Source organism: Streptomyces sp. NPDC059875, assembly GCF_042731085.1.
Taxonomy (GTDB): Bacteria; Actinomycetota; Actinomycetes; order Streptomycetales; family Streptomycetaceae; genus Streptomyces.
The window spans coordinates 1-17,602 of sequence record NZ_JBHWJZ010000006.1 but is presented as its reverse complement, the minus strand read 5'-3'; the positions used below and the strand labels follow the sequence as shown (position 1 = coordinate 17,602).

The 17,602-nt window shown below is 72.4% G+C and carries 18 protein-coding genes; 10 read left to right on the top strand and 8 right to left on the bottom strand.

Features of this window, described 5'->3' with window-relative positions; genetic code table 11:
• The first annotated feature begins 88 nt into the window (after positions 1 to 88).
• Both ACFV9D_RS09150 and ACFV9D_RS09145 read left to right on the top strand, forming a co-directional pair.
• The gene (locus tag ACFV9D_RS09150; protein ID WP_385143842.1) at positions 89 to 919 is read left to right on the top strand and encodes a hypothetical protein; all 831 of its coding nucleotides are present in this window, start codon (positions 89 to 91) and stop codon (positions 917 to 919) included.
• Positions 920 to 963: 44 nt separating this feature from the next.
• Positions 964 to 1,308: a rhodanese-like domain-containing protein gene (locus tag ACFV9D_RS09145; protein WP_385143266.1), complete on the top strand. Its 345-nt coding sequence runs from the start codon at positions 964 to 966 to the stop codon at positions 1,306 to 1,308.
• 7 nt (positions 1,309 to 1,315) lie between these two features.
• Here ACFV9D_RS09145 and ACFV9D_RS09140 read toward each other — a convergent pair whose 3' ends face one another.
• The 6 genes from ACFV9D_RS09140 to paaA form a co-directional block, all read right to left on the bottom strand.
• Positions 1,316 to 2,449: an acyl-CoA dehydrogenase family protein gene (locus tag ACFV9D_RS09140; protein ID WP_385143263.1), complete on the bottom strand. Its 1,134-nt coding sequence runs from the start codon at positions 2,447 to 2,449 to the stop codon at positions 1,316 to 1,318.
• Positions 2,450 to 2,531: 82 nt separating this feature from the next.
• Positions 2,532 to 3,617: a 2Fe-2S iron-sulfur cluster-binding protein gene (locus ACFV9D_RS09135; RefSeq protein WP_385143261.1), complete on the bottom strand. Its 1,086-nt coding sequence runs from the start codon at positions 3,615 to 3,617 to the stop codon at positions 2,532 to 2,534.
• The gene (paaD, locus tag ACFV9D_RS09130) at positions 3,618 to 4,106 is read right to left on the bottom strand and encodes a 1,2-phenylacetyl-CoA epoxidase subunit PaaD (RefSeq protein ID WP_385143840.1); all 489 of its coding nucleotides are present in this window, start codon (positions 4,104 to 4,106) and stop codon (positions 3,618 to 3,620) included. It lies immediately after the preceding gene.
• An 8-nt stretch (positions 4,107 to 4,114) separates the two neighbouring features.
• Positions 4,115 to 4,840 carry a 1,2-phenylacetyl-CoA epoxidase subunit PaaC gene (paaC, locus tag ACFV9D_RS09125; protein WP_385143258.1) on the bottom strand — a complete coding sequence of 242 codons (726 nt, stop codon included), beginning with the start codon at positions 4,838 to 4,840 and terminating at the stop codon, positions 4,115 to 4,117.
• Positions 4,837 to 5,124 (bottom strand): 1,2-phenylacetyl-CoA epoxidase subunit PaaB, encoded by a 288-nt coding sequence (gene paaB, locus ACFV9D_RS09120; protein ID WP_331918405.1) that lies wholly within the window; start codon positions 5,122 to 5,124, stop codon positions 4,837 to 4,839. The genes paaC and paaB overlap by 4 nt, the downstream gene beginning before the upstream one ends.
• Positions 5,121 to 6,152, bottom strand: coding sequence for a 1,2-phenylacetyl-CoA epoxidase subunit PaaA (gene paaA, locus ACFV9D_RS09115; protein ID WP_385143254.1), 1,032 nt, complete (start codon positions 6,150 to 6,152; stop codon positions 5,121 to 5,123). Before paaA ends, paaB begins: the two co-directional genes overlap by 4 nt.
• A 112-nt stretch (positions 6,153 to 6,264) precedes the next feature.
• Between paaA and ACFV9D_RS09110 the strand changes: the two genes are divergently transcribed.
• From ACFV9D_RS09110 to ACFV9D_RS09100, 3 genes are all read left to right on the top strand, one after another.
• The gene (locus tag ACFV9D_RS09110; RefSeq protein ID WP_385143251.1) at positions 6,265 to 6,993 is read left to right on the top strand and encodes a DUF5819 family protein; all 729 of its coding nucleotides are present in this window, start codon (positions 6,265 to 6,267) and stop codon (positions 6,991 to 6,993) included.
• A gap of 185 nt (positions 6,994 to 7,178) precedes the next feature.
• Positions 7,179 to 8,390: an HTTM domain-containing protein gene (locus ACFV9D_RS09105; protein WP_385143838.1), complete on the top strand. Its 1,212-nt coding sequence runs from the start codon at positions 7,179 to 7,181 to the stop codon at positions 8,388 to 8,390.
• Positions 8,387 to 9,085, top strand: coding sequence for a TrmH family RNA methyltransferase (locus ACFV9D_RS09100; protein WP_385143248.1), 699 nt, complete (start codon positions 8,387 to 8,389; stop codon positions 9,083 to 9,085). Before ACFV9D_RS09105 ends, ACFV9D_RS09100 begins: the two co-directional genes overlap by 4 nt.
• Before the next feature lie 19 nt (positions 9,086 to 9,104).
• On the opposite strand, the gene paaN is transcribed toward ACFV9D_RS09100, so the two are convergent.
• Complete coding sequence (gene paaN, locus ACFV9D_RS09095) at positions 9,105 to 10,802, bottom strand: phenylacetic acid degradation protein PaaN (RefSeq protein ID WP_385143245.1); 1,698 nt, start codon at positions 10,800 to 10,802, stop codon at positions 9,105 to 9,107.
• Positions 10,803 to 10,926: 124 nt separating this feature from the next.
• Here paaN and ACFV9D_RS09090 point away from each other — a divergent pair, with 124 nt between their 5' ends.
• Together ACFV9D_RS09090 and ACFV9D_RS09085 are read left to right on the top strand one after the other, a co-directional pair.
• Complete coding sequence (locus ACFV9D_RS09090; RefSeq protein WP_385143242.1) at positions 10,927 to 12,546, top strand: 3-hydroxyacyl-CoA dehydrogenase; 1,620 nt, start codon at positions 10,927 to 10,929, stop codon at positions 12,544 to 12,546.
• Positions 12,543 to 13,136, top strand: a complete 594-nt coding sequence (locus ACFV9D_RS09085; RefSeq protein ID WP_385143239.1) for a TetR/AcrR family transcriptional regulator — start codon at positions 12,543 to 12,545, stop codon at positions 13,134 to 13,136. The genes ACFV9D_RS09090 and ACFV9D_RS09085 overlap by 4 nt, the downstream gene beginning before the upstream one ends.
• Positions 13,137 to 13,217: 81 nt before the next feature.
• Here ACFV9D_RS09085 and ACFV9D_RS09080 read toward each other — a convergent pair whose 3' ends face one another.
• Complete coding sequence (locus ACFV9D_RS09080) at positions 13,218 to 13,763, bottom strand: Lrp/AsnC family transcriptional regulator (RefSeq protein WP_385143236.1); 546 nt, start codon at positions 13,761 to 13,763, stop codon at positions 13,218 to 13,220.
• Between the two features lie 177 nt (positions 13,764 to 13,940).
• Between ACFV9D_RS09080 and pdhA the strand changes: the two genes are divergently transcribed.
• Genes pdhA through ACFV9D_RS09065 form a run of 3 tightly spaced genes read left to right on the top strand, consistent with a single transcriptional unit; the run spans position 13,941 to position 17,547 of the window.
• Positions 13,941 to 15,101, top strand: coding sequence for a pyruvate dehydrogenase (acetyl-transferring) E1 component subunit alpha (gene pdhA / locus ACFV9D_RS09075; RefSeq protein WP_385143836.1), 1,161 nt, complete (start codon positions 13,941 to 13,943; stop codon positions 15,099 to 15,101).
• On the top strand, positions 15,101 to 16,126 hold the full coding sequence (locus tag ACFV9D_RS09070) for an alpha-ketoacid dehydrogenase subunit beta (protein ID WP_385143233.1): 1,026 nt from the start codon (positions 15,101 to 15,103) through the stop codon (positions 16,124 to 16,126). The genes pdhA and ACFV9D_RS09070 overlap by 1 nt, the downstream gene beginning before the upstream one ends.
• Positions 16,126 to 17,547, top strand: coding sequence for a dihydrolipoamide acetyltransferase family protein (locus ACFV9D_RS09065; protein ID WP_385143230.1), 1,422 nt, complete (start codon positions 16,126 to 16,128; stop codon positions 17,545 to 17,547). Before ACFV9D_RS09070 ends, ACFV9D_RS09065 begins: the two co-directional genes overlap by 1 nt.
• Positions 17,548 to 17,602 lie beyond the last annotated feature (55 nt).

The window sequence follows — 17,602 nt, the reverse complement described above, 5'->3', positions numbered from 1 at the left end:
ACGGGGGGACGGGGGCGGGGCGGGGGAGGGAGGGGGGAGGGGCCCCCGGGGATCGTAGGCTGGTGGGGTGACGGACCGGAGCGAGGACGTGGGCGTGGACCAGGACGTGGACCCGGGCGCGGGCGCGGGTGGTGAGGCCGGTGCGGAGCGGCCCGAGGCGCGGCTGGAGAAGGCCGTGCGCGTGGCCGAGCAGGCGCTGATCGAGTTCGAGATCGCGGTGGAGACGTTCCGGGTCGAGGTGGACAACTTCTCCCGGCTGCACCACCAGAAGCTCGGCCCGATGTACGCCCGGCTCGACGAGCTGGACGCGCAGATCGCCGAGGCGCGGGCGGCCAGGACCGGGGATCCGGAGGATCTTCGGCGGGCGCAGGAGGCGCGGGCGGTCGTGATGCCGATGCCCGGCGTCGAGGAGCTCTTCCACGACTGGATCGACTCCGACGGGCTGTCCCCCGAGGCCGCCGCGATGCTGACCGAGCAGCCGGTGCAGCCGCCCAAGCGGGTCCGGCCCGGCGAGGACGCCCGGAAGCTGTACCGCGAGCTGGCCCGCCAGGCGCACCCGGATCTCGCGCGGGACGAGGACGAGCGCAAGCGGCGCGACGCGTTCATCGCGCGGGTGAACGCCGCGTACGCGCGCGGTGACGTCGCGCTCCTGCGGGAGCTGTCCGCGGAGTGGGCCGCGGGTCCGGTGCCCGAGGAGGAGCTGCTGAGCGAGAGCGAGGAGCTGTACGCGCGTCTCGAGTGGCTGTCGCAGCGCAAGGAGCTGCTGACCGTGGTGGCGCGGGAGCTGGAGGAGAGTGCGATCGGCGCGATGCTGCGGATGGCGCCCGACGACCCGGACCAGCTGCTGGTGGAGATCGCCGAGCAGCTGCTCGCGCAGGTCTCCGAGCGCGAGGCGGAGCTGGCCGCGCTGGTGCAGTAGGTTTTTCGAAAGACCGCGGTTGCCGATGAGAGAAGGCCTGTCCCATGAATTTCGCCCCGCTGCCCTCGGTGGAAGCGGCCTCCGTGCCGGCCGATGCCCTGGTGCTGGATGTCCGGGAGGACGACGAGTGGGCGGCGGGTCATGTCGTGGACGCGCTGCATGTGCCGATGAGCGACTTCGTGGCGCGTTTCGGTGAGGTGACCGAGGCGGTGGCCGAGGGGCGTCGCGCGTATGTGATGTGCCGGGTCGGTGGCCGTTCGGCGCAGGTCACGCAGTATCTGGTGCAGCAGGGGATCGACGCGGTGAACGTCGACGGCGGGATGCTCGCCTGGGATGGTGCCGGGCGGCCGGTCGTGGCGAACGACGGCAGCCCGGGCTTCGTGCTGTAGTTCGGCGTCAGCCGAGGGGGTGGGCGGCCAGCAGGTCGCCGAGGGCTTCCTCGTGGGCGGCGGCGGGGCCGAGGGCGAGTTCGAGCTGTTTGGCCCAGGCGTGGTAGCGGTGCAGGGGATAGTCGGTGTCGGCGCCGAAGCCGCCGTGGAGGTGCTGGGCGGTCTGTACGACGCGGCGGACGCCTTCCGATGCCCAGATCTTGGCGACGGCGATGTCCGCGGCGGCGGGTAGTGGTCCGCCGGCTCCGCTGCTGATGCGCCAGGCGGCCTGCCAGAGGGTGACTTCCATGGCGCGCAGGTCGATGTAGCGGTCGGCGGCCTGGACGGCGACGGCCTGGAAGGTGGCCACGGGGTGGCCGAACTGTTCCCGTTTGCCGGTGTACTGGCTCGTCATGGCGAGGACGTTCTCGCCGAGGCCGAGGGCGAGGGCGCAGGTTCCGGTGGCGAGGACGCCGCGCAGCCATTCCCAGGCGCCGTCGGCGTCGATGACGTCCGTGCTGTCGAGGCGTACGGAGTCGAGGTGGAGTTCGGCGAGGAGTTCGCCGCTCGTGGAGTACTGCTCGGCCAGGGTGAGGCCGTGGTGGGTGCGGGGGAGCAGGGCGAGGACGGTGCCGCCGTCGGCGGTGTGGGCGGGGACGGCGATGCGGTCGGCGCCGTGGGCCCAGGGGACGGCGCTCTGGAGGCCGTCGAGGATCCAGTCGGTGCCGTCGCGGTGGGCGGTGACGGCGAGTTCGGCGGGGTCGTGGCCGGTGCGCCCGTTGGAGGCGGCGGTGAGGACGAGTTGGCCGCCGCCGACGCGGGGGAGGAGTTCGGCTGCTGTGGCGTCGGTGGCGTAGCGCTGGATGGTCATGGCGACCGCGCTGGTCTCCAGGAGCGGCACGCGGGCGAGGACGCGGGCGGATTCGCGCAGGACGAGACAGAGGGCGATGGTGTCGAGGCCGGCGCCGCCGTGTTCGGGGGCGAGGACGAGGCTGAGCAGGTCGGCCGTGGCGAGGCGGGACCAGAGGGGTCGGTCGAAGTCGTCGGCGACGGCGTGGGGGGTGAGCGCGGGGCTCGGTACGCCGTCGGGTGTGACGCCGGAGAAGACCGCTTTGGCCGCCTCGACGGCGGCCTGCTGCTCCTCGGTGAAGGTGAAGTCCACGGCCGTTCCCTCCCGTTGCCCATCTGACGGATCGTCAAGATAGAACAGGTTCTAGGCGAAGGGAATGGCCGCGGGCCGACCGTCAGCGGTCGAAGTCGAGCTCCACTTCCGCGGTGGCCGGGTGGGACTGGCAGGCCAGGACGTATCCGGCCTCGGTCTCTTCCGGCTCCAGGGCGAAGTTGCGGTCCATCCGCACCTCACCGTCGACCAGGAAGGCGCGGCAGGTGCCGCACACGCCGCCCTTGCAGGCGTAGGGGGCGTCGGCCCGTGCGCGGAGGACGGTTTCGAGGAGTGTTTCGCCTTCCTGTACCGGCCAGTTGCCGGAGCGGCCGTGCAGGGTCGCGGTCAGGGTGGCGTGGACGGGTGCGCCGACGGCGGGTGCCGGGGCGGGTGCCGAGCCGTCGTCGACGTGGAAGATCTCCTGGTGGATCCGGGTGCGTTCGACGCCGAGTCCGCGCAGGGCGCGTTCGGCGCTCTGCACGAGGCCGAACGGGCCGCACAGGAACCAGCCGTCGATGTCGGTGACCGGTAGGAGAGCGGGGAGCAGGCCGGTGAGCCGTTCCTGGTCGAGGCGTCCGGACGGGAGGCCCGCCTGCTGCTCCTCTCGGGAGAGCACGGTGACGAGCTGGAAGCGGTCGGGGTAGCGGTCCTTGAGGTCGGCGACGTCGTCGAGGAACATCGTCGAGGACGCGGTGCGGTCGCTCCGTACGAGGCAGAACCGGGCGTCCGCTTCCTGTGCGAGGAGGCTCGCCGCCATCGACAGGACCGGTGTGATGCCGCTGCCGCCGACGACGGCGGCGAAGTGTCCGGGGCGGGGGGCGAGGGTGAAGCGGCCCATCGGCTCCATGACCTCGACGGTGTCGCCGACGGCCAGTTCCTTGAGGGCGTACGTGGAGAACTCGCCGCCGTCGACGAGTCGGATGCCGACGCGCAGGACGGGCTCCCCCGTGGGGGCGGCGGGGGCGCAGATCGAGTAGGTGCGACGGATCTCCTCGCGGTCCTGTGCGGTGCGGCGCAGGGCGAGGTGCTGGCCGGGGGTGTGGCGGTAGGCCTCGCGCAGCTCGGGCGGGACCGCGAAGGTGACGGCCACCGAGTCGTCCGTGAGCTGCTCGACCTCGCTCACCCGGAGCGGATGGAACCCGGCCCGTCCGGCGCCTGAGGACAGCATCTACAACTCCTTGAAGTGGTCGAACGGTTCGCGGCAGGCCGTGCAGCGGCGCAGCGCCTTGCACGCGGTGGAGGAGAACCGGCTGAGCAGTTCGGTATCGGTGGAGCCGCAGTGCGGGCAGCGGATCGCCAGGGTGAGGGCGACGGGGCCGCCGGCGGGGCCTTGGGGGCGGGGCGGGGCGATGCCGAACTCGGCGAGCTTGCGCCGTCCTTCGTCGCTGATGTCGTCCGTCGACCAGGCGGGGGCGAGGACGGTGACGACGGAGACCTCGGGTACGCCGTGCTCGTGGAGGGCGTGCTCGATGTCGGCGGACATGGCCTCGATGGCGGGGCAGCCGGTGTACGTGGGGGTCAGTTCGACCTCGACGCGGCCCGGGCCGAGGACCTGGACGCCGCGCAGGACGCCGAGTTCCTGGAGGGTGAGGACGGGCAGCTCCGGGTCGGGGACGGCGCCGGCGATCCGGCTCAGCTCCCGCTCCAGGTCCGTCATCGTCGTCGTCACCACGTCGCCCCCGGGTGGCTGCGGTGCAGGTGCTGCATCTCGGCGAGCATCCGTCCGAAGGATTCGGTGTGCAGACCCTGTCGGCCGGCTCCGGCGGCCCAGGCGCCGGTGCGGGGCCCGCTGGGGACCGTGAGCGTGGCCTGCTCCAGGACGGTGGTGACGGAGTCGAGCCAGGCGCTCTGCAGGGCTTCGTGGTCCACGTCGAGGCCGTCGACGGGCTGGAACAGCTCGCCGGTGTAGCGCCAGAGCGCGTCGCAGGCTCGCTGCATCCGCTCGTGGCTCTCGGGGGTGCCGTCGCCGAGGCGCAGGGTCCAGTGCTCGGCGTGGTCCTGGTGGTAGGCGACTTCCTTGACGGCCTTGGCCGCGAGTCCGGTCAGCGGCCCGTCGCCCGTGGCCAGCTGCCCGTACAGGAGCCGCTGGTAGGTGGAGAAGTAGAGCTGGCGGGCGATGGTGTGGGCGAAGTCGCCGTTGGGCTGCTCGACGAGCTGGGTGTTGCGGAAGGCCCGCTCTTCGCGGAGGTAGGCGAGCTCGTCCTCGTCGCCGACGAGGGAGAGCAGGACGCGTGCCTGGCCGAGGAGGTCGAGCGCGATGTTGGCGAGGGCGACGTCCTCTTCGAGGACGGGGGCGTTGCCGGCCCACTCCCCCAGCCGGTGGGAGAGGACGAGTGCGTCGTCTCCGAGGGCGAGGGCGGCGGCCGCGGTCGCGGTGGTCTGCGCGGTCACAGGTGCTTCACTCCCTCGGGGATCTCGTAGAACGTCGGGTGGCGGTAGGGCTTGTCGGCCGACGGTTCGAAGAAGGGGTCCTTCTCGTCGGGAGAGGAGGCGGTGATCGCGGCGGAGGGGACCACCCAGATCGAGACGCCTTCGTTGCGGCGGGTGTACAGGTCGCGGGCGTTGCGCAGGGCCATCTCGGCGTCCGGCGCGTGGAGGCTGCCCGCGTGGGTGTGGGACAGTCCGCGGCGCGAGCGCACGAACACCTCCCACAGGGGCCATCCGTCGGTGCTCATGCGCGTGCCTCCCCGTGCTTCTGCTGCTGTGCGTGCTTGTCGGCGTATGCCGCGGCGGCTTCCCTGACCCAGGCGCCGTCCTCGTGGGCCTGGCGGCGCTTGCTGAGTCGCTGCTCGTTGCAGGGCCCGTTGCCCTTGAGGACGTTCTTGAACTCGTCCCAGTCGATGGGCCCGAAGTCGTAGTGCCCGCGCTCCTCGTTCCACCGCAGGTCCGGGTCCGGGAGGGTGAGTCCGAGGGCCTCGGCCTGGGGGACGGCGATGTCGACGAACCGCTGGCGCAGCTCGTCGTTGGAGTGGCGCTTGATCTTCCAGGCCATGGACTGGGCGGAGTGCGCGGACTCGTCGTCCGGGGGGCCGAACATCATCAGGGAGGGCCACCACCACCGGTTCACCGCGTCCTGGGCCATGGCGTGCTGGGCCTCGGTGCCGCGGGAGAGGGCGAGCAGGGCTTCGTAGCCCTGGCGCTGGTGGAAGGACTCCTCCTTGCAGATGCGGACCATCGCGCGGGCGTACGGGCCGTAGGAGCAGCGGCAGAGCGGGACCTGGTTGGTGATGGCGGCGCCGTCCACGAGCCAGCCGATCGCGCCGACGTCTGCCCAGGTCAGCGTGGGGTAGTTGAAGATCGAGGAGTACTTCTGGCGGCCGGAGTGGAGCTTGTCGAGGAGCTCGTCGCGCCCGGTGCCGAGGGTCTCCGCCGCGCTGTACAGGTACAGCCCGTGGCCGGCCTCGTCCTGGACCTTGGCCATGAGGATCGCCTTGCGGCGCAGCGAGGGCGCGCGGGTGATCCAGTTGGCCTCGGGCTGCATGCCGATGATCTCGGAGTGGGCATGCTGCGCGATCTGGCGGACGAGGGACGCCCGGTAGGCGTCGGGCATCCAGTCGCGTGGCTCGATGCGCTCGTCGGCGGCGACGGCGGCGTCGAACACCGCCTCGTAGGCGGCCTGGGTCGCCGCCGTGTCCGCGTCCTGCACGGACCGTGTGTCCCGTGCCTCCGCGGTCACTGCTGTCGCTGACGTCCCTGTGGTCATCGGACCCCCTACCGACCGATCGTTCGGTTGAATGACTTCAATGGTCGGTCGACGGCCCGTATGGTGTCAACCCTGTGGATAACCGGGGTGGACCGATCGGGATCGGGGCGGGATGGACTCGTACGACGACGCGGGCGCGCGCGAGGGGCGCCACGCCACCGGATCGGCGTCCCCGGCGGGCGCCGGGATCGCCTCGCTCTCGCTTCCGTACCAGGTCGTCGCGGCCGTCGCACTGGCCGTCGTCGGGGTCTTCGCCTGCGTCCACCTCGCGATGGTGTTTCTGCACGTCGCGCCGTCGAACACGCTGACCAAGCAGCACGGAGCGGCCGTCGACGACTGGGTCTATCCCGAGTTCGAGCAGAACTGGAAGCTCTTCGCGCCCAACCCGCTCCAGCAGAACGTCGGCGTCCAGGTCCGCGCGCAGGTCGCCGGCGACGACGGCTCTCGGCGCACCACCGGCTGGATCGATCTGACCGCGCAGGACGCCGAGGCCATTCGTGGCAACCTCCTCCCCAGCCATGTGGAGCAGAACCAGCTCCGCCGCGCGTGGGACTTCTACGTGAACACCCACAGCGAGGATCATCGGCCCGACGGCCTGCGCGGCCGGCTCTCCGAGAGCTATGTCCGCCGGATCGTCATGCTTCGCCTCGACGAGCAGCGCCTCGGCGGCACGGTGGAGCGGATTCAGCTCCGCTCGACCGCCCGTCCCATCGCGGCCCCGTCGTGGAGCACCGAGAAGACCGACACAGACCCCGTCCGCCGGCAGTTCCCGTGGTGGACAGTGACCGCCGCCGATCTGCCCGGCGAGGCCCAGGACGACCGTACGGAGGCGGGCCGGTGAACCAGCCATCCGCGAACCAGCCGCCCGCGAACCAGCCGCTCGTGAACCAGCTGCCGGCGCAGCAGGGCCCCGCGCAGCAGGCCCCGGCGTCGCAGGCCCCCGCGCAGCAGGCCCCCGCCAAGGCCGGCCCCGGCGACCACGTGGTCCCCATCGCCCCCGGCAGCCACGCGGCGCCCTGCCGTGGCGTGCCGCGTGAGCCCTTCGACCGGCGGCTCGCGCGGGCCGTCCAGCGGGTGACGGCCTGCGCCCTCGGCCCGTACCAGAGCGCGGTCATCCGCATCGGCTTCTCGCTCACCTGGCTGCTCTTCCTCCTCCGCGAGCTGCCCCACCGCCATCAGCTCTACGGCCCCGACAGCCCCTGGTCCTGGGAGATGGGCCGGCAGCTGATCTCCGACAACAGCGCCTTCACCGCGCTGATGTGGTCGGACAGCGCGCTCTGGTTCGAGATCGTCTACGTGCTCGCCGTGCTCTCCGCCGCCCTGCTCCTGCTGGGCTGGCGCACCCGCGCCATGTCGGTGGTCTTCATGGTCGGCGTGCTGTCCCTGCAGAATCGCTCCGTCTTCGTGGGCGACGGCGGCGACAACGTCATCCATCTCGCCGCGATCTATCTCGTGCTGACCCGCTGCGGCCAGGTCTGGTCCCTGGACGCCCGCCGGGCCGCACGGGAGGCCCGGCGGGCGTCCGAAGGTCTGGCGCCCCGCCGCGACGTCATCGGACCGCTGCTGTGGGTCGTGCTCGGCGGCTTCCTGCTCGCCGGCACGTACTTCCTCGGTGTCACCGGCTCGGCGTGGCTGCTGGTGCTGATGTGGGTGCTGTGGCTGGCGCAGGCGCTGTGGTGGGTGGTGTGCCGCTACGCCCCGGGCGAGCCGCGCACGCTCCTCGACGTCCTCGCCAACCTCGCCCACAACGCGACACTCGTCGTGATCATGGCCGAGGTCTGTCTGATCTACGCCACGGCCGGCTGGTACAAGATCCAGGGTTCGCGCTGGCAGGACGGCACCGCGCTGTACTACCCGCTCAAGCTGGACTACTTCTCACCGTGGCCCGCCCTGTCGGATCTGCTCGGCTCCAGCAGCGTGATGGTGATGCTGCTGACCTACGGCACCGTGCTGATCCAGGTCGCCTTCCCCTTCACCCTGTTCAACCGCAAGGTCAAGAACGTCCTGCTGGTGGCGATGATGCTGGAGCACGCGGGGATCGCCCTGCTCCTCGGACTGCCCCTGTTCTCGCTCGCGATGATCTCCGCGGACGCCGTGTTCCTGCCGACGGCGTTCCTGGTCTGGCTGGGCACGCGCGTGGGGCGCGGCAGGGACCGGCTGCTGTCCCGGCCGCGTGCCGAGCTGCCCGACCAGCGCCGTGCGGGCCAGGAACCCGCCCCCCGTACCCTCGTGGGGTGAGCACCGCAGAACAGGCCGAGCCGATCCAGTACGACGACGGGTACGCCCCCGAGGTCGGCGTCGGGCCGCATCCGCTGCCCTGGCCGGACGGCGAGCGCTACGACCCCGAGCTGCTCGCCGGCGGGGACCGGCGCAACGTCGTCGACCGGTACCGGTACTGGACGCGGGAGGCGATCGTCGCCGACCTGGACACCCGCCGTCACGGCTTCCATGTCGCGGTGGAGAACTGGGGCCACGACTTCAACATCGGGTCGGTGGTGCGGACCGCCAACGCCTTCCTGGCGCAGGAGATCCACATCGTGGGTCGGCGGCGCTGGAACCGGCGCGGGGCGATGGTCACGGACCGCTACCAGCATGTGCGCCACCACCCGGACACCGAGTCCCTGACCGCGTGGGCCGCGGCCGAGGGCCTGCCGATCATCGGTATCGACAATCTGCCGGGCGCGGTGCCGCTGGAGCGGACCGTGCTGCCGCGGCGCTGTGTGCTGCTGTTCGGCCAGGAGGGGCCGGGCCTCACCGAGGAGGCCCGCACGCACGCGGAGATGGTCTGCTCGATCGCCCAGTTCGGCTCGACCCGGTCGATCAACGCGGGGGCCGCGGCCGCGATCGCGATGCACGCGTGGGTGCAGCGATACGCCGAGATCGACGGCCCGGGCGGGATCGACGGCCCGGGCGGGGTCGCGGAGGCCCCGTAGGGCCTCCGCGAGCCGTGGTTCACGCCTGGCGGCGGACCTCCACCACCCGGAAGCGGTTGGAGACGAACGCCCCGTCGCACAGCGCAGCGTTCGCGGCCGGGTTGCCGCCGGAGCCGTGGAAGTCGGAGAACGCCGCCGTCTGGTTGACGTAGACGCCGCCCGTCAGGTTCAGCGACAGCTGGGCCGACTCCTCCAGGCAGACCTCCTCGATCGCGCGCTCGGTGTCGGGCGAGGTGGTGTACGCCCCGACCGTCATCGCACCCTTCTCGCGGACCGTGCGCCGCAGCAGCTCGAGGGCGTCGGCGGTCGAGTCGACGGAGACGGCGAACGAGACCGGGCCGAAGCACTCGGAGAAGTACGCGGCCTCGGTGTCGGGCTTGGAACCGTCCAGCTTGACGATGACCGGCGTACGGACGACAGCGTCCGGGAAGTCCGGGTTCGCCACCTCGCGGGAGGGCAGCGCCACCTCGCCCAGGCCGGCCGCGGCCTCCAGACGTGCCTTCACGTCGGGGTTGACCAGCGCGCCGAGCAGGGCGTTCGCCCGGGCGTCGTCGCCCAGCAGCCCGCCGACCGCCGCGGCGAGATCGGCGACGACCTCGTCGTACGACTTGGTGCCCGCGTCGGTGCTGATGCCGTCGCGGGGGATCAGCAGGTTCTGCGGGGTCGTGCACATCTGGCCGCTGTAGAGGGACAGGGAGAAGGCCAGGTTGGACAGCATCCCCTTGTAGTCGTCGGTGGAGTCGACGACGACCGTGTTGACGCCGGCCTTCTCGGTGTAGACCTGGGCCTGGCGGGCGTTGGCCTCCAGCCAGTCGCCGAAGGCGGTGGAGCCCGTGTAGTCGATGATCCGGATCTCGGGGCGGACGGCCAGGGTCTTGGCGATGCCCTCGCCGGGTCGCTCGACGGCCAGGGCGACCAGGTTCGGGTCGAAGCCCGCCTCGGCGAGCACCTCGCGGGCGACGCGGACCGTGAGCGCCAGCGGGAGGACGGCCCGGGGGTGCGGCTTGACCAGGACGGCGTTGCCGGTGGCCAGGGAGGCGAACAGACCGGGGTAGCCGTTCCAGGTCGGGAAGGTGTTGCAGCCGATCACCAGCGCGATGCCGCGGGCGACCGGGGTGAACTGCTTGGTCAGCTCCAGCGGGTCGCGCTTGCCCTGCGGCTTGGACCAGGGGGCGGTGCCGCCGGGGGTGCGGGTCTGCTCCGCGTACGCGTACGCCACCGCCTCCAGGCCGCGGTCCTGCGCGTGGGGGCCGCCTGCCTGGAACGCCATCATGAAGGCCTGGCCGCTGGTGTGCATCACGGCATGAGCGAACTCATGGGTGCGGGCGGAGATCCGGGCGAGGATCTCCAGGCAGACCAGGGCGCGGGCCTCGGGACCGGCTTCGCGCCAGGCGCCCATGCCGGCGCGCATCGCGGGCAGCAGGACGTCGATGTCGGCGTGGGGGTACTCCACGCCGAGCGCCGGGCCGTACGGCGAGGTCTCGCCACCGGTCCAGCCGTCGGTACCGGGCTGGTCCAGCTCGAAGCGGGTGTCGAGCAGCGCCTTGTACGCGTCGAGACCGGCGGCGGCGTCCAGCGAGCCGTTCTCGCCGTAGGCCTTCGGGTGCTCGGGGTGGGGCGACCAGTAGGCACGGGTGCGGATGGTGTCGAGTGCCTGGTCGAGTGTGGACCGGTGCCTTTCGGCCAGGGCGTCGGTGGTCAGCTGAGCGGCGGCCATTGCAGGACCAACTCCTCGTCGAGCTGGGCAGTAAGGGACGGACAGAGTTAGAGTAACCGAACGATCGGTCGGGACAAGGGGGTCTGTCGAAGCTGTGGACAACCCATCGGGGAGGATCAGTCGTATGACCGCCAATGTGAGCGACTCCGTGCCGGGCGCCGGGTCGGATTCCGCGCCGGAGCACGGCGCCGTCGTCATCGACCGGAGCCGGACCGTCGCCGTCGTCGGCACGGGGACCATGGGCCAGGGAATCGCGCAGGTCGCGCTGGTCGCGGGCCATCCCGTACGCCTCTACGACAGCGCCCCCGGCCGGGCCGAGGAGGCCGTGACCGCCCTCGCCGCCCGCCTGGACCGCCTCGTCGAGAAGGGGCGGATGGACCGGGCCGAGCGCGACGGCGCCGTGGCCCGGCTGCACGCCGCGGCCGACCTGGCCGACCTGGCCGACGCCGCGCTCGTCGTCGAGGCGATCGTCGAGCACCTGCCGGTCAAGCAGCAGCTCTTCGCCGAGCTGGAGAAGATCGTCGGGGACGACACCCTCCTCGCCACCAACACCTCCTCCCTCTCCGTCACCGCGATCGCCGGGGGGCTGCGGCTGCCCGGCCGGTTCGTCGGGCTGCACTTCTTCAACCCGGCCCCGCTGCTCCCGCTCGTCGAGGTCGTCAGCGGCTTCGCCACCGACGCATCCGCCGCCACGCGCGCGTACGAGACGGCGAAGAGCTGGGGCAAGACGCCGGTGCGCTGCGCCGACACCCCCGGCTTCATTGTCAACCGGATAGCCCGGCCCTTCTACGCGGAGGCGCTGCGGGCGTACGAGGAGGGCGCGGCCGACCCGGCCACCATCGACGCCGCCCTGCGCGAGTGCGGCGGCTTCCGTATGGGGCCCTTCGAGCTGACCGACCTCATCGGCCAGGACGTGAACGAGGCCGTCACCCGGTCCGTGTGGGACTCCTTCTTCCAGGACCCCAAGTTCACCCCTTCCCTCGCCCAGCGGCGCCTGGTCGAGTCGGCGCGGCTCGGCCGCAAGTCGGGGCACGGCTGGTTCCCGTACGGGGAGGGCGCGGCGGCCCCCGAGCCGCACACCGCGCCGCCCGCCCGGCCGCCGGCCAGGGTGACGGTCCAGGGGGATCTGTACCAGGCGCGCGGTCTGGTGGCGCGGATCGAGGAATCCGCCGTGGGGGTCGACCTCGGGGACGACGCCGTGCCCGGCTACCCGGGCTGGATCGAGCTGCCGAGCGGCACCCGGCTGTTCCTCGCCGACGGGACCTCCGCCGACGACGCCGAGATGCCGGTCATCCACTTCGACCTGGCGCTGGACTTCTCCACCTGCGAGCGGATCGTGCTCGCACCCGCCGCGACCGTGGACGACCGCTCCCTTCAGGAGGCGATCGGCCTCTTCCAGGCGGCCGGCGCGAACGTCAGTGTCATCCGCGACGTCCCCGGCATGATCGTCGCCCGTACGGTCGCGATGCTCGCCGACTTCGCCTTCGACGCCGCCGCGCGCGCGGTGGCGGAGGCCGACGACATCGACACCGCGATGCGGCTCGGCGTGAACTACCCGCGCGGGCCGCTCGCCTGGGGCGAGGAGCTGGGGGCCGGCTGGGTCCTCGAGACGCTCTCGAACCTCCACGAGGAGTACCCGACGGGCCGCTACGCCCCCTCGCAGGCGCTGCGCCGCCGGGTCGCCGCCGAGCGGGCCGAGGCCGAAGCGGAGCAGGCCGCGGCCGGTGCGGAGGCGACGGCATGACCACCGCGAAGCGCGACACGTACACCCCGGAGACGCTGCTCTCCGTCGCCGTACGGGTCTTCAACGAGCGCGGCTACGACGGCACGTCCATGGAGCACCTCTCCAAGGCCGCCGGCATCTCCAAGTCCTCGATCTACCACCACGTCGCGGGCAAGGAGGAGCTGCTGCGGCGGGCCGTCAGCCGGGCCATCGACGGGCTCTTCGCGATCCTGGACGAGCCGGGCGCGGGGCGCGGGCGTGCCATCGAGCGGGTCGAGTACGTGACCCGGCGCACCGTCGAGGTGCTGATGGCGGAGCTTCCGTACGTGACGCTGCTGCTGCGGGTCCGGGGCAACACCGACACCGAGCGGTGGGCGATGGAGCGGCGCCGGGAGTTCGACCAGAAGGTGGCCGAGCTGCTGAAGGCGGCCGTGGCCGACGGGGACCTGCGGGCCGATGTGGACATCAAGCTGGCCACCCGGCTGCTCTTCGGCATGATCAACTCGCTGGTGGAGTGGTACCGGCCGCACCCGGGCGCCGACGCGGTGCGCGAGCAGCTCGCCGACACCGTCGTGCACCTCGCGTTCGACGGGCTGCGTACGGCCCGCTGAGGCCCGAGGGCTTCAGGCGGTACACAGGGCGCCTCAGGTGGCCCTCTCAGGCCGCCCGCGGGCCCGTCTGCCCGCTCGGTGTCAGTGGTCCGGGTCGAGGTCCGTCTCCTCGAAGACCAGCAGCGTGCGGGTGGAGAGCACTTCGGGGATCGACTGGAGCTTGGTGAGCACGAGCTCCCGCAGGGTTCGGTTGTCGGGGGTGTGGACCAGCAGCAGGACGTCGAAGTCCCCGCTGACCAGCGCGATGTGCGCGGCCCCCGGCAGCGCCTGGAGCTGCTCCCGCACCGTCCGCCAGGAGTTCTGGACGATCTTGAGCGTGATGTAGGCGGAGGCGCCGTGGCCCGCGCGCTCGTGGTTGACCCGGGCGCTGAAGCCGCGGATCACCCCGTCGTCGATGAGCCGGTTGATCCGCGCGTACGCGTTGGCCCGTGACACGTGCACGCGCTCGGCGACGGAGCGTATCGAGGCGCGACCGTCCGTCTGGAGGATGCGCAGGATGTCGCGGTCGATGGCGTCCAGCGGGCGCGCCGGAGGGCCCTGGGGCCCCTGGGGCGCCCCGCCGGGCGCCGCGCCCGGGCTCGGGGCGAGCGCCCGCTCCCAGTCCTCGGCCATTTGTTCATCCGCCATGTCCCCCCGCCTCTCTCCCATGGACGACATGCTCCTATCCCAGGCTGTGGAGAACCGATTGTCCACAGGCTGAGGGTGCCTGTAGCCAAAATGCCTCCACGACCGAACAATCGGTAGGTGAGGCGCACCACATTCGCGCCACCCGCCTTTGGGTCTTATGCCCGCTCCCACGAGGAGGTGGACTCGTTGCAACAGCGCAGTTCGACAGTCCAAGAGCCGCCCGGTGTCGCCCCTGCCTACCGGCCCACCCCGCCCCCGGCGTGGAAGCCGCGCACCGACCCCGCGCCGCTGCTGCCCGACGCCGAGCCGTTCCGTGTCCTCGGCACGGACGCGGTGGCCGACGCCGACCCCGAGCTGCTGCGGCGGCTCTACGCGGAGCTGGTGCGCGGCCGCCGGTACAACGCGCAGGCGACGGCCCTCACCAAGCAGGGCCGACTGGCGGTCTATCCGTCGACGACCGGCCAGGAGGCCTGCGAGGTCGCGGCCGCGCTGGCCCTGGAGGACCGGGACTGGCTGTTCCCCTCGTACCGCGACACGCTCGCGGCGGTCGCCCGCGGCCTCGACCCGGTCCAGGCGCTGACGCTGCTGCGCGGCGACTGGCACACCGGGTACGACCCGCGTGAGCACCGCATAGCGCCGCTGTCCACGCCGCTCGCCACCCAGCTCCCGCACGCGGTGGGCCTGGCCCACGCCGCCCGGCTCAAGGGCGACGACGTGGTCGCGCTCGCCATGGTCGGCGACGGCGGCACCAGCGAGGGCGACTTCCACGAGGCGCTGAACTTCGCGGCCGTCTGGCAGGCCCCCGTGGTCTTCCTGGTGCAGAACAACGGCTTCGCGATCTCCGTGCCGCTCGCCAAGCAGACCGCGGCCCCCTCGCTCGCCCACAAGGCCGTCGGATACGGCATGCCGGGCCGGCTCGTCGACGGCAACGACGCGGTCGCCGTCCACCAGGTGCTGACCGAGGCCGTGGCACGCGCGCGTCGGGGCGGCGGACCGACGCTGATCGAAGCGGTCACGTACCGCATCGAGGCCCACACCAACGCCGACGACGCCACCCGCTACCGCGGCGACAGCGAGGTCGAGGCGTGGAAGGCGCATGACCCGATCCTGCTCCTGGAGCGGGAACTGACGGAGCGCGGGATGCTCGACGAGGACGGCAAGCGGGCGGCGGCCGAGGCCGCCGAGACGATGGCGGCTGCGCTGCGCGAGCAGATGAACGCCGAGCCGGTCCTCGACCCGATGGACCTGTTCGCGCACGTCTACGCCGAGCAGACCACACAGCTGCGCGAGCAGGCGGCGCAGCTGCGGGCCGAGCTCGACGCCGAGAGCGAGGCGTGATGACGACCCAGGTGGCGGCCAAGCCGGCCAAGCCCGCCAAGCCGGCCACGATGGCGCAGGCGCTGCAGCGGGCCATGCGCGACGCGATGGCCGAGGACCCGACCGTCCACGTCATGGGCGAGGACGTCGGCACGCTCGGCGGTGTCTTCCGGGTCACGGACGGCCTCGCCAAGGAGTTCGGCGAGGACCGCTGTACGGACACCCCGCTGGCCGAGGCCGGCATCCTGGGCACGGCCGTCGGCATGGCGATGTACGGGCTGCGGCCGGTCGTGGAGATGCAGTTCGACGCCTTCGCCTACCCGGCGTTCGAGCAGCTGATCAGCCATGTGTCGCGGATGCGGAACCGCACGCGCGGCGCGATGCCGATGCCGCTGGTGATCCGGGTGCCGTACGGCGGCGGGATCGGCGGGGTCGAGCACCACAGCGACTCCTCCGAGGCGTACTACATGGCGACCCCGGGCCTCCATGTCGTCGCCCCGGCCACGGTCGAGGACGCGTACGGGCTGCTGCGGGCGGCGATCGCCTCCGACGACCCGGTCGTCTTCCTGGAGCCCAAGCGGCTGTACTGGTCGAAGTCCGACTGGTCGCCCGAGGCGCCGACGGCGGTGGAGCCGATCGGCAAGGCCGTGGTGCGGCGGAGCGGCAGCAGCGCGACGCTGATCACGTACGGGCCGTCCGTACCCGTCTGCCTGGAGGCGGCCGAGGCCGCGCGGGCCGAGGGCTGGGATCTGGAAGTCGTCGATCTGCGCTCGCTGGTGCCGTTCGACGACGAGACGGTCTGCGCGTCGGTGCGGCGCACCGGGCGGGCGATCGTGGTCCACGAGTCGGCCGGGTTCGGCGGACCGGGCGGGGAGATCGCGGCGCGGGTGACCGAGCGCTGCTTCCACCACCTGGAGGCGCCGGTGCTGCGGGTCGCCGGGTTCGACATCCCGTACCCGCCGCCGATGCTGGAGCGGCACCATCTGCCGGGCGTGGACCGGGTGCTGGACGCGGTGGCGCGGCTGCAGTGGGAGGCGGGGAGCTGATGGCCCAGGTGCTCGAGTTCAAGCTGCCGGACCTCGGCGAGGGGCTGACCGAGGCGGAGATCGTGCGCTGGCTGGTGAACGTCGGTGACGTCGTCGCCATCGACCAGCCGGTCGTCGAGGTCGAGACCGCCAAGGCGATGGTGGAGGTGCCGTGCCCCTACGGCGGGGTGGTGACCGCCCGCTTCGGCGAGGAGGGCACCGAACTGCCGGTCGGCGCACCGCTGCTGACGGTCGCGGTGGGGGGAGCGGATCCGTCCGCGGCAGTCCCCGCCGCCTCCGCCGCTGCCGCGGACGCCGCGTCGGCCGAGTCGTCGGAGTACTCCGGCAATGTGCTCGTCGGGTACGGGACGGCCGGTCCGGCGGCCCGGCGCCGCCGGGTGCGCCACGACAACCCTGCCGCTGCGGCGGGCCGCACGCCGGCCTCGGCGGCGCCGGTGAAGGCCGCGGCCACCCCGGCCCCGGTGGTGGCAGTGCCCGTGAAGCCGGCGGTCCCTGAGGGCCCCGTGCCGGTGATATCGCCGCTCGTGCGGAAGCTGGCCCGGGACAAGGGGCTCGATCTGCGCGAGGTACGCGGGTCCGGTCCGGACGGGCTGATTCTGCGCGCCGACGTGGAGTCGGCTCTGGCTGCCGCCGAGACGGCTGCCGCGCGACCGGCTCCGGCTGCCGCGCCGGCGCCCGCGGCTGTCGCCGCCGTCGGTGAGCGAAGCGAGATGGGGGTCCCCCGGGCCGAAGGCCGGGAGAGGATTCCGCTGCGCGGGGTCCGTGGCGCCGTGGCCGACAAGCTCTCCCGCAGCCGTACGGAGATCCCGGACGCGACCTGCTGGGTCGACGCCGACGCGACCGAACTCATGGCGGCGCGGGCCGCGATGAACGCGGCCGGTGGGCCCAAGATCTCGCTGCTCGCGCTGCTGGCCCGGATCTGCACCCATGCCCTCGCCCGGTTCCCGGAGCTCAACTCCACCGTGGACATGGCGGCCCGGGAGATCGTCCGGCTGCCGTCGGTGCACCTCGGGTTCGCGGCCCAGACCCCGCGCGGACTGGTCGTCCCGGTGGTCCGGGACGCGGACACGCGGACGGCGGAGTCGTTGACGGAGGAGTTCGCGCGGCTGACCGAGTCCGCCCGGCAGGGGACGCTGACACCGGCGGACCTGACCGGCGGGACGTTCACGCTGAACAACTACGGGGTGTTCGGGGTCGACGGCTCGACGCCGATCATCAACCACCCGGAGGCGGCGATGCTCGGGGTGGGCCGGATCATCCCCAAGCCGTGGGTCCACCAGGGAGAGCTGGCCGTCCGTCAGGTCGTCCAGCTGTCGCTGACCTTCGACCACCGGGTCTGCGACGGAGGCACGGCGGGCGGCTTCCTGCGCTACGTCGCGGACTGCGTCGAGAACCCCTCGGTCCTGCTCCGCACGCTCTGACACCCCCACGGGGCCGCGGCCGCCGACCCGGCCTGACTCGGCCGGGGCGGGGGCT

Excerpts from the sequence above, each read along its gene's own strand:
- ACFV9D_RS09110 (WP_385143251.1), top strand. The coding sequence starts at position 6,265 with ATGGACTCGTACGACGACGCGGGCGCGCGCGAGGGGCGCCACGCCACC.
- ACFV9D_RS09070 (WP_385143233.1), top strand. The coding sequence starts at position 15,101 with ATGACGACCCAGGTGGCGGCCAAGCCGGCCAAGCCCGCCAAGCCGGCC.
- ACFV9D_RS09085 (WP_385143239.1), top strand. The coding sequence starts at position 12,543 with ATGACCACCGCGAAGCGCGACACGTACACCCCGGAGACGCTGCTCTCC.
- ACFV9D_RS09090 (WP_385143242.1), top strand. The coding sequence starts at position 10,927 with ATGACCGCCAATGTGAGCGACTCCGTGCCGGGCGCCGGGTCGGATTCC.
- paaA (WP_385143254.1), bottom strand. The coding sequence starts at position 6,152 with ATGACCACAGGGACGTCAGCGACAGCAGTGACCGCGGAGGCACGGGAC.
- ACFV9D_RS09065 (WP_385143230.1), top strand. The coding sequence starts at position 16,126 with ATGGCCCAGGTGCTCGAGTTCAAGCTGCCGGACCTCGGCGAGGGGCTG.
- paaD (WP_385143840.1), bottom strand. The coding sequence starts at position 4,106 with ATGACGGACCTGGAGCGGGAGCTGAGCCGGATCGCCGGCGCCGTCCCC.
- ACFV9D_RS09145 (WP_385143266.1), top strand. The coding sequence starts at position 964 with ATGAATTTCGCCCCGCTGCCCTCGGTGGAAGCGGCCTCCGTGCCGGCC.
- paaN (WP_385143245.1), bottom strand. The coding sequence starts at position 10,802 with ATGGCCGCCGCTCAGCTGACCACCGACGCCCTGGCCGAAAGGCACCGG.
- ACFV9D_RS09080 (WP_385143236.1), bottom strand. The coding sequence starts at position 13,763 with ATGGCGGATGAACAAATGGCCGAGGACTGGGAGCGGGCGCTCGCCCCG.
- paaB (WP_331918405.1), bottom strand. The coding sequence starts at position 5,124 with ATGAGCACCGACGGATGGCCCCTGTGGGAGGTGTTCGTGCGCTCGCGC.
- ACFV9D_RS09135 (WP_385143261.1), bottom strand. The coding sequence starts at position 3,617 with ATGCTGTCCTCAGGCGCCGGACGGGCCGGGTTCCATCCGCTCCGGGTG.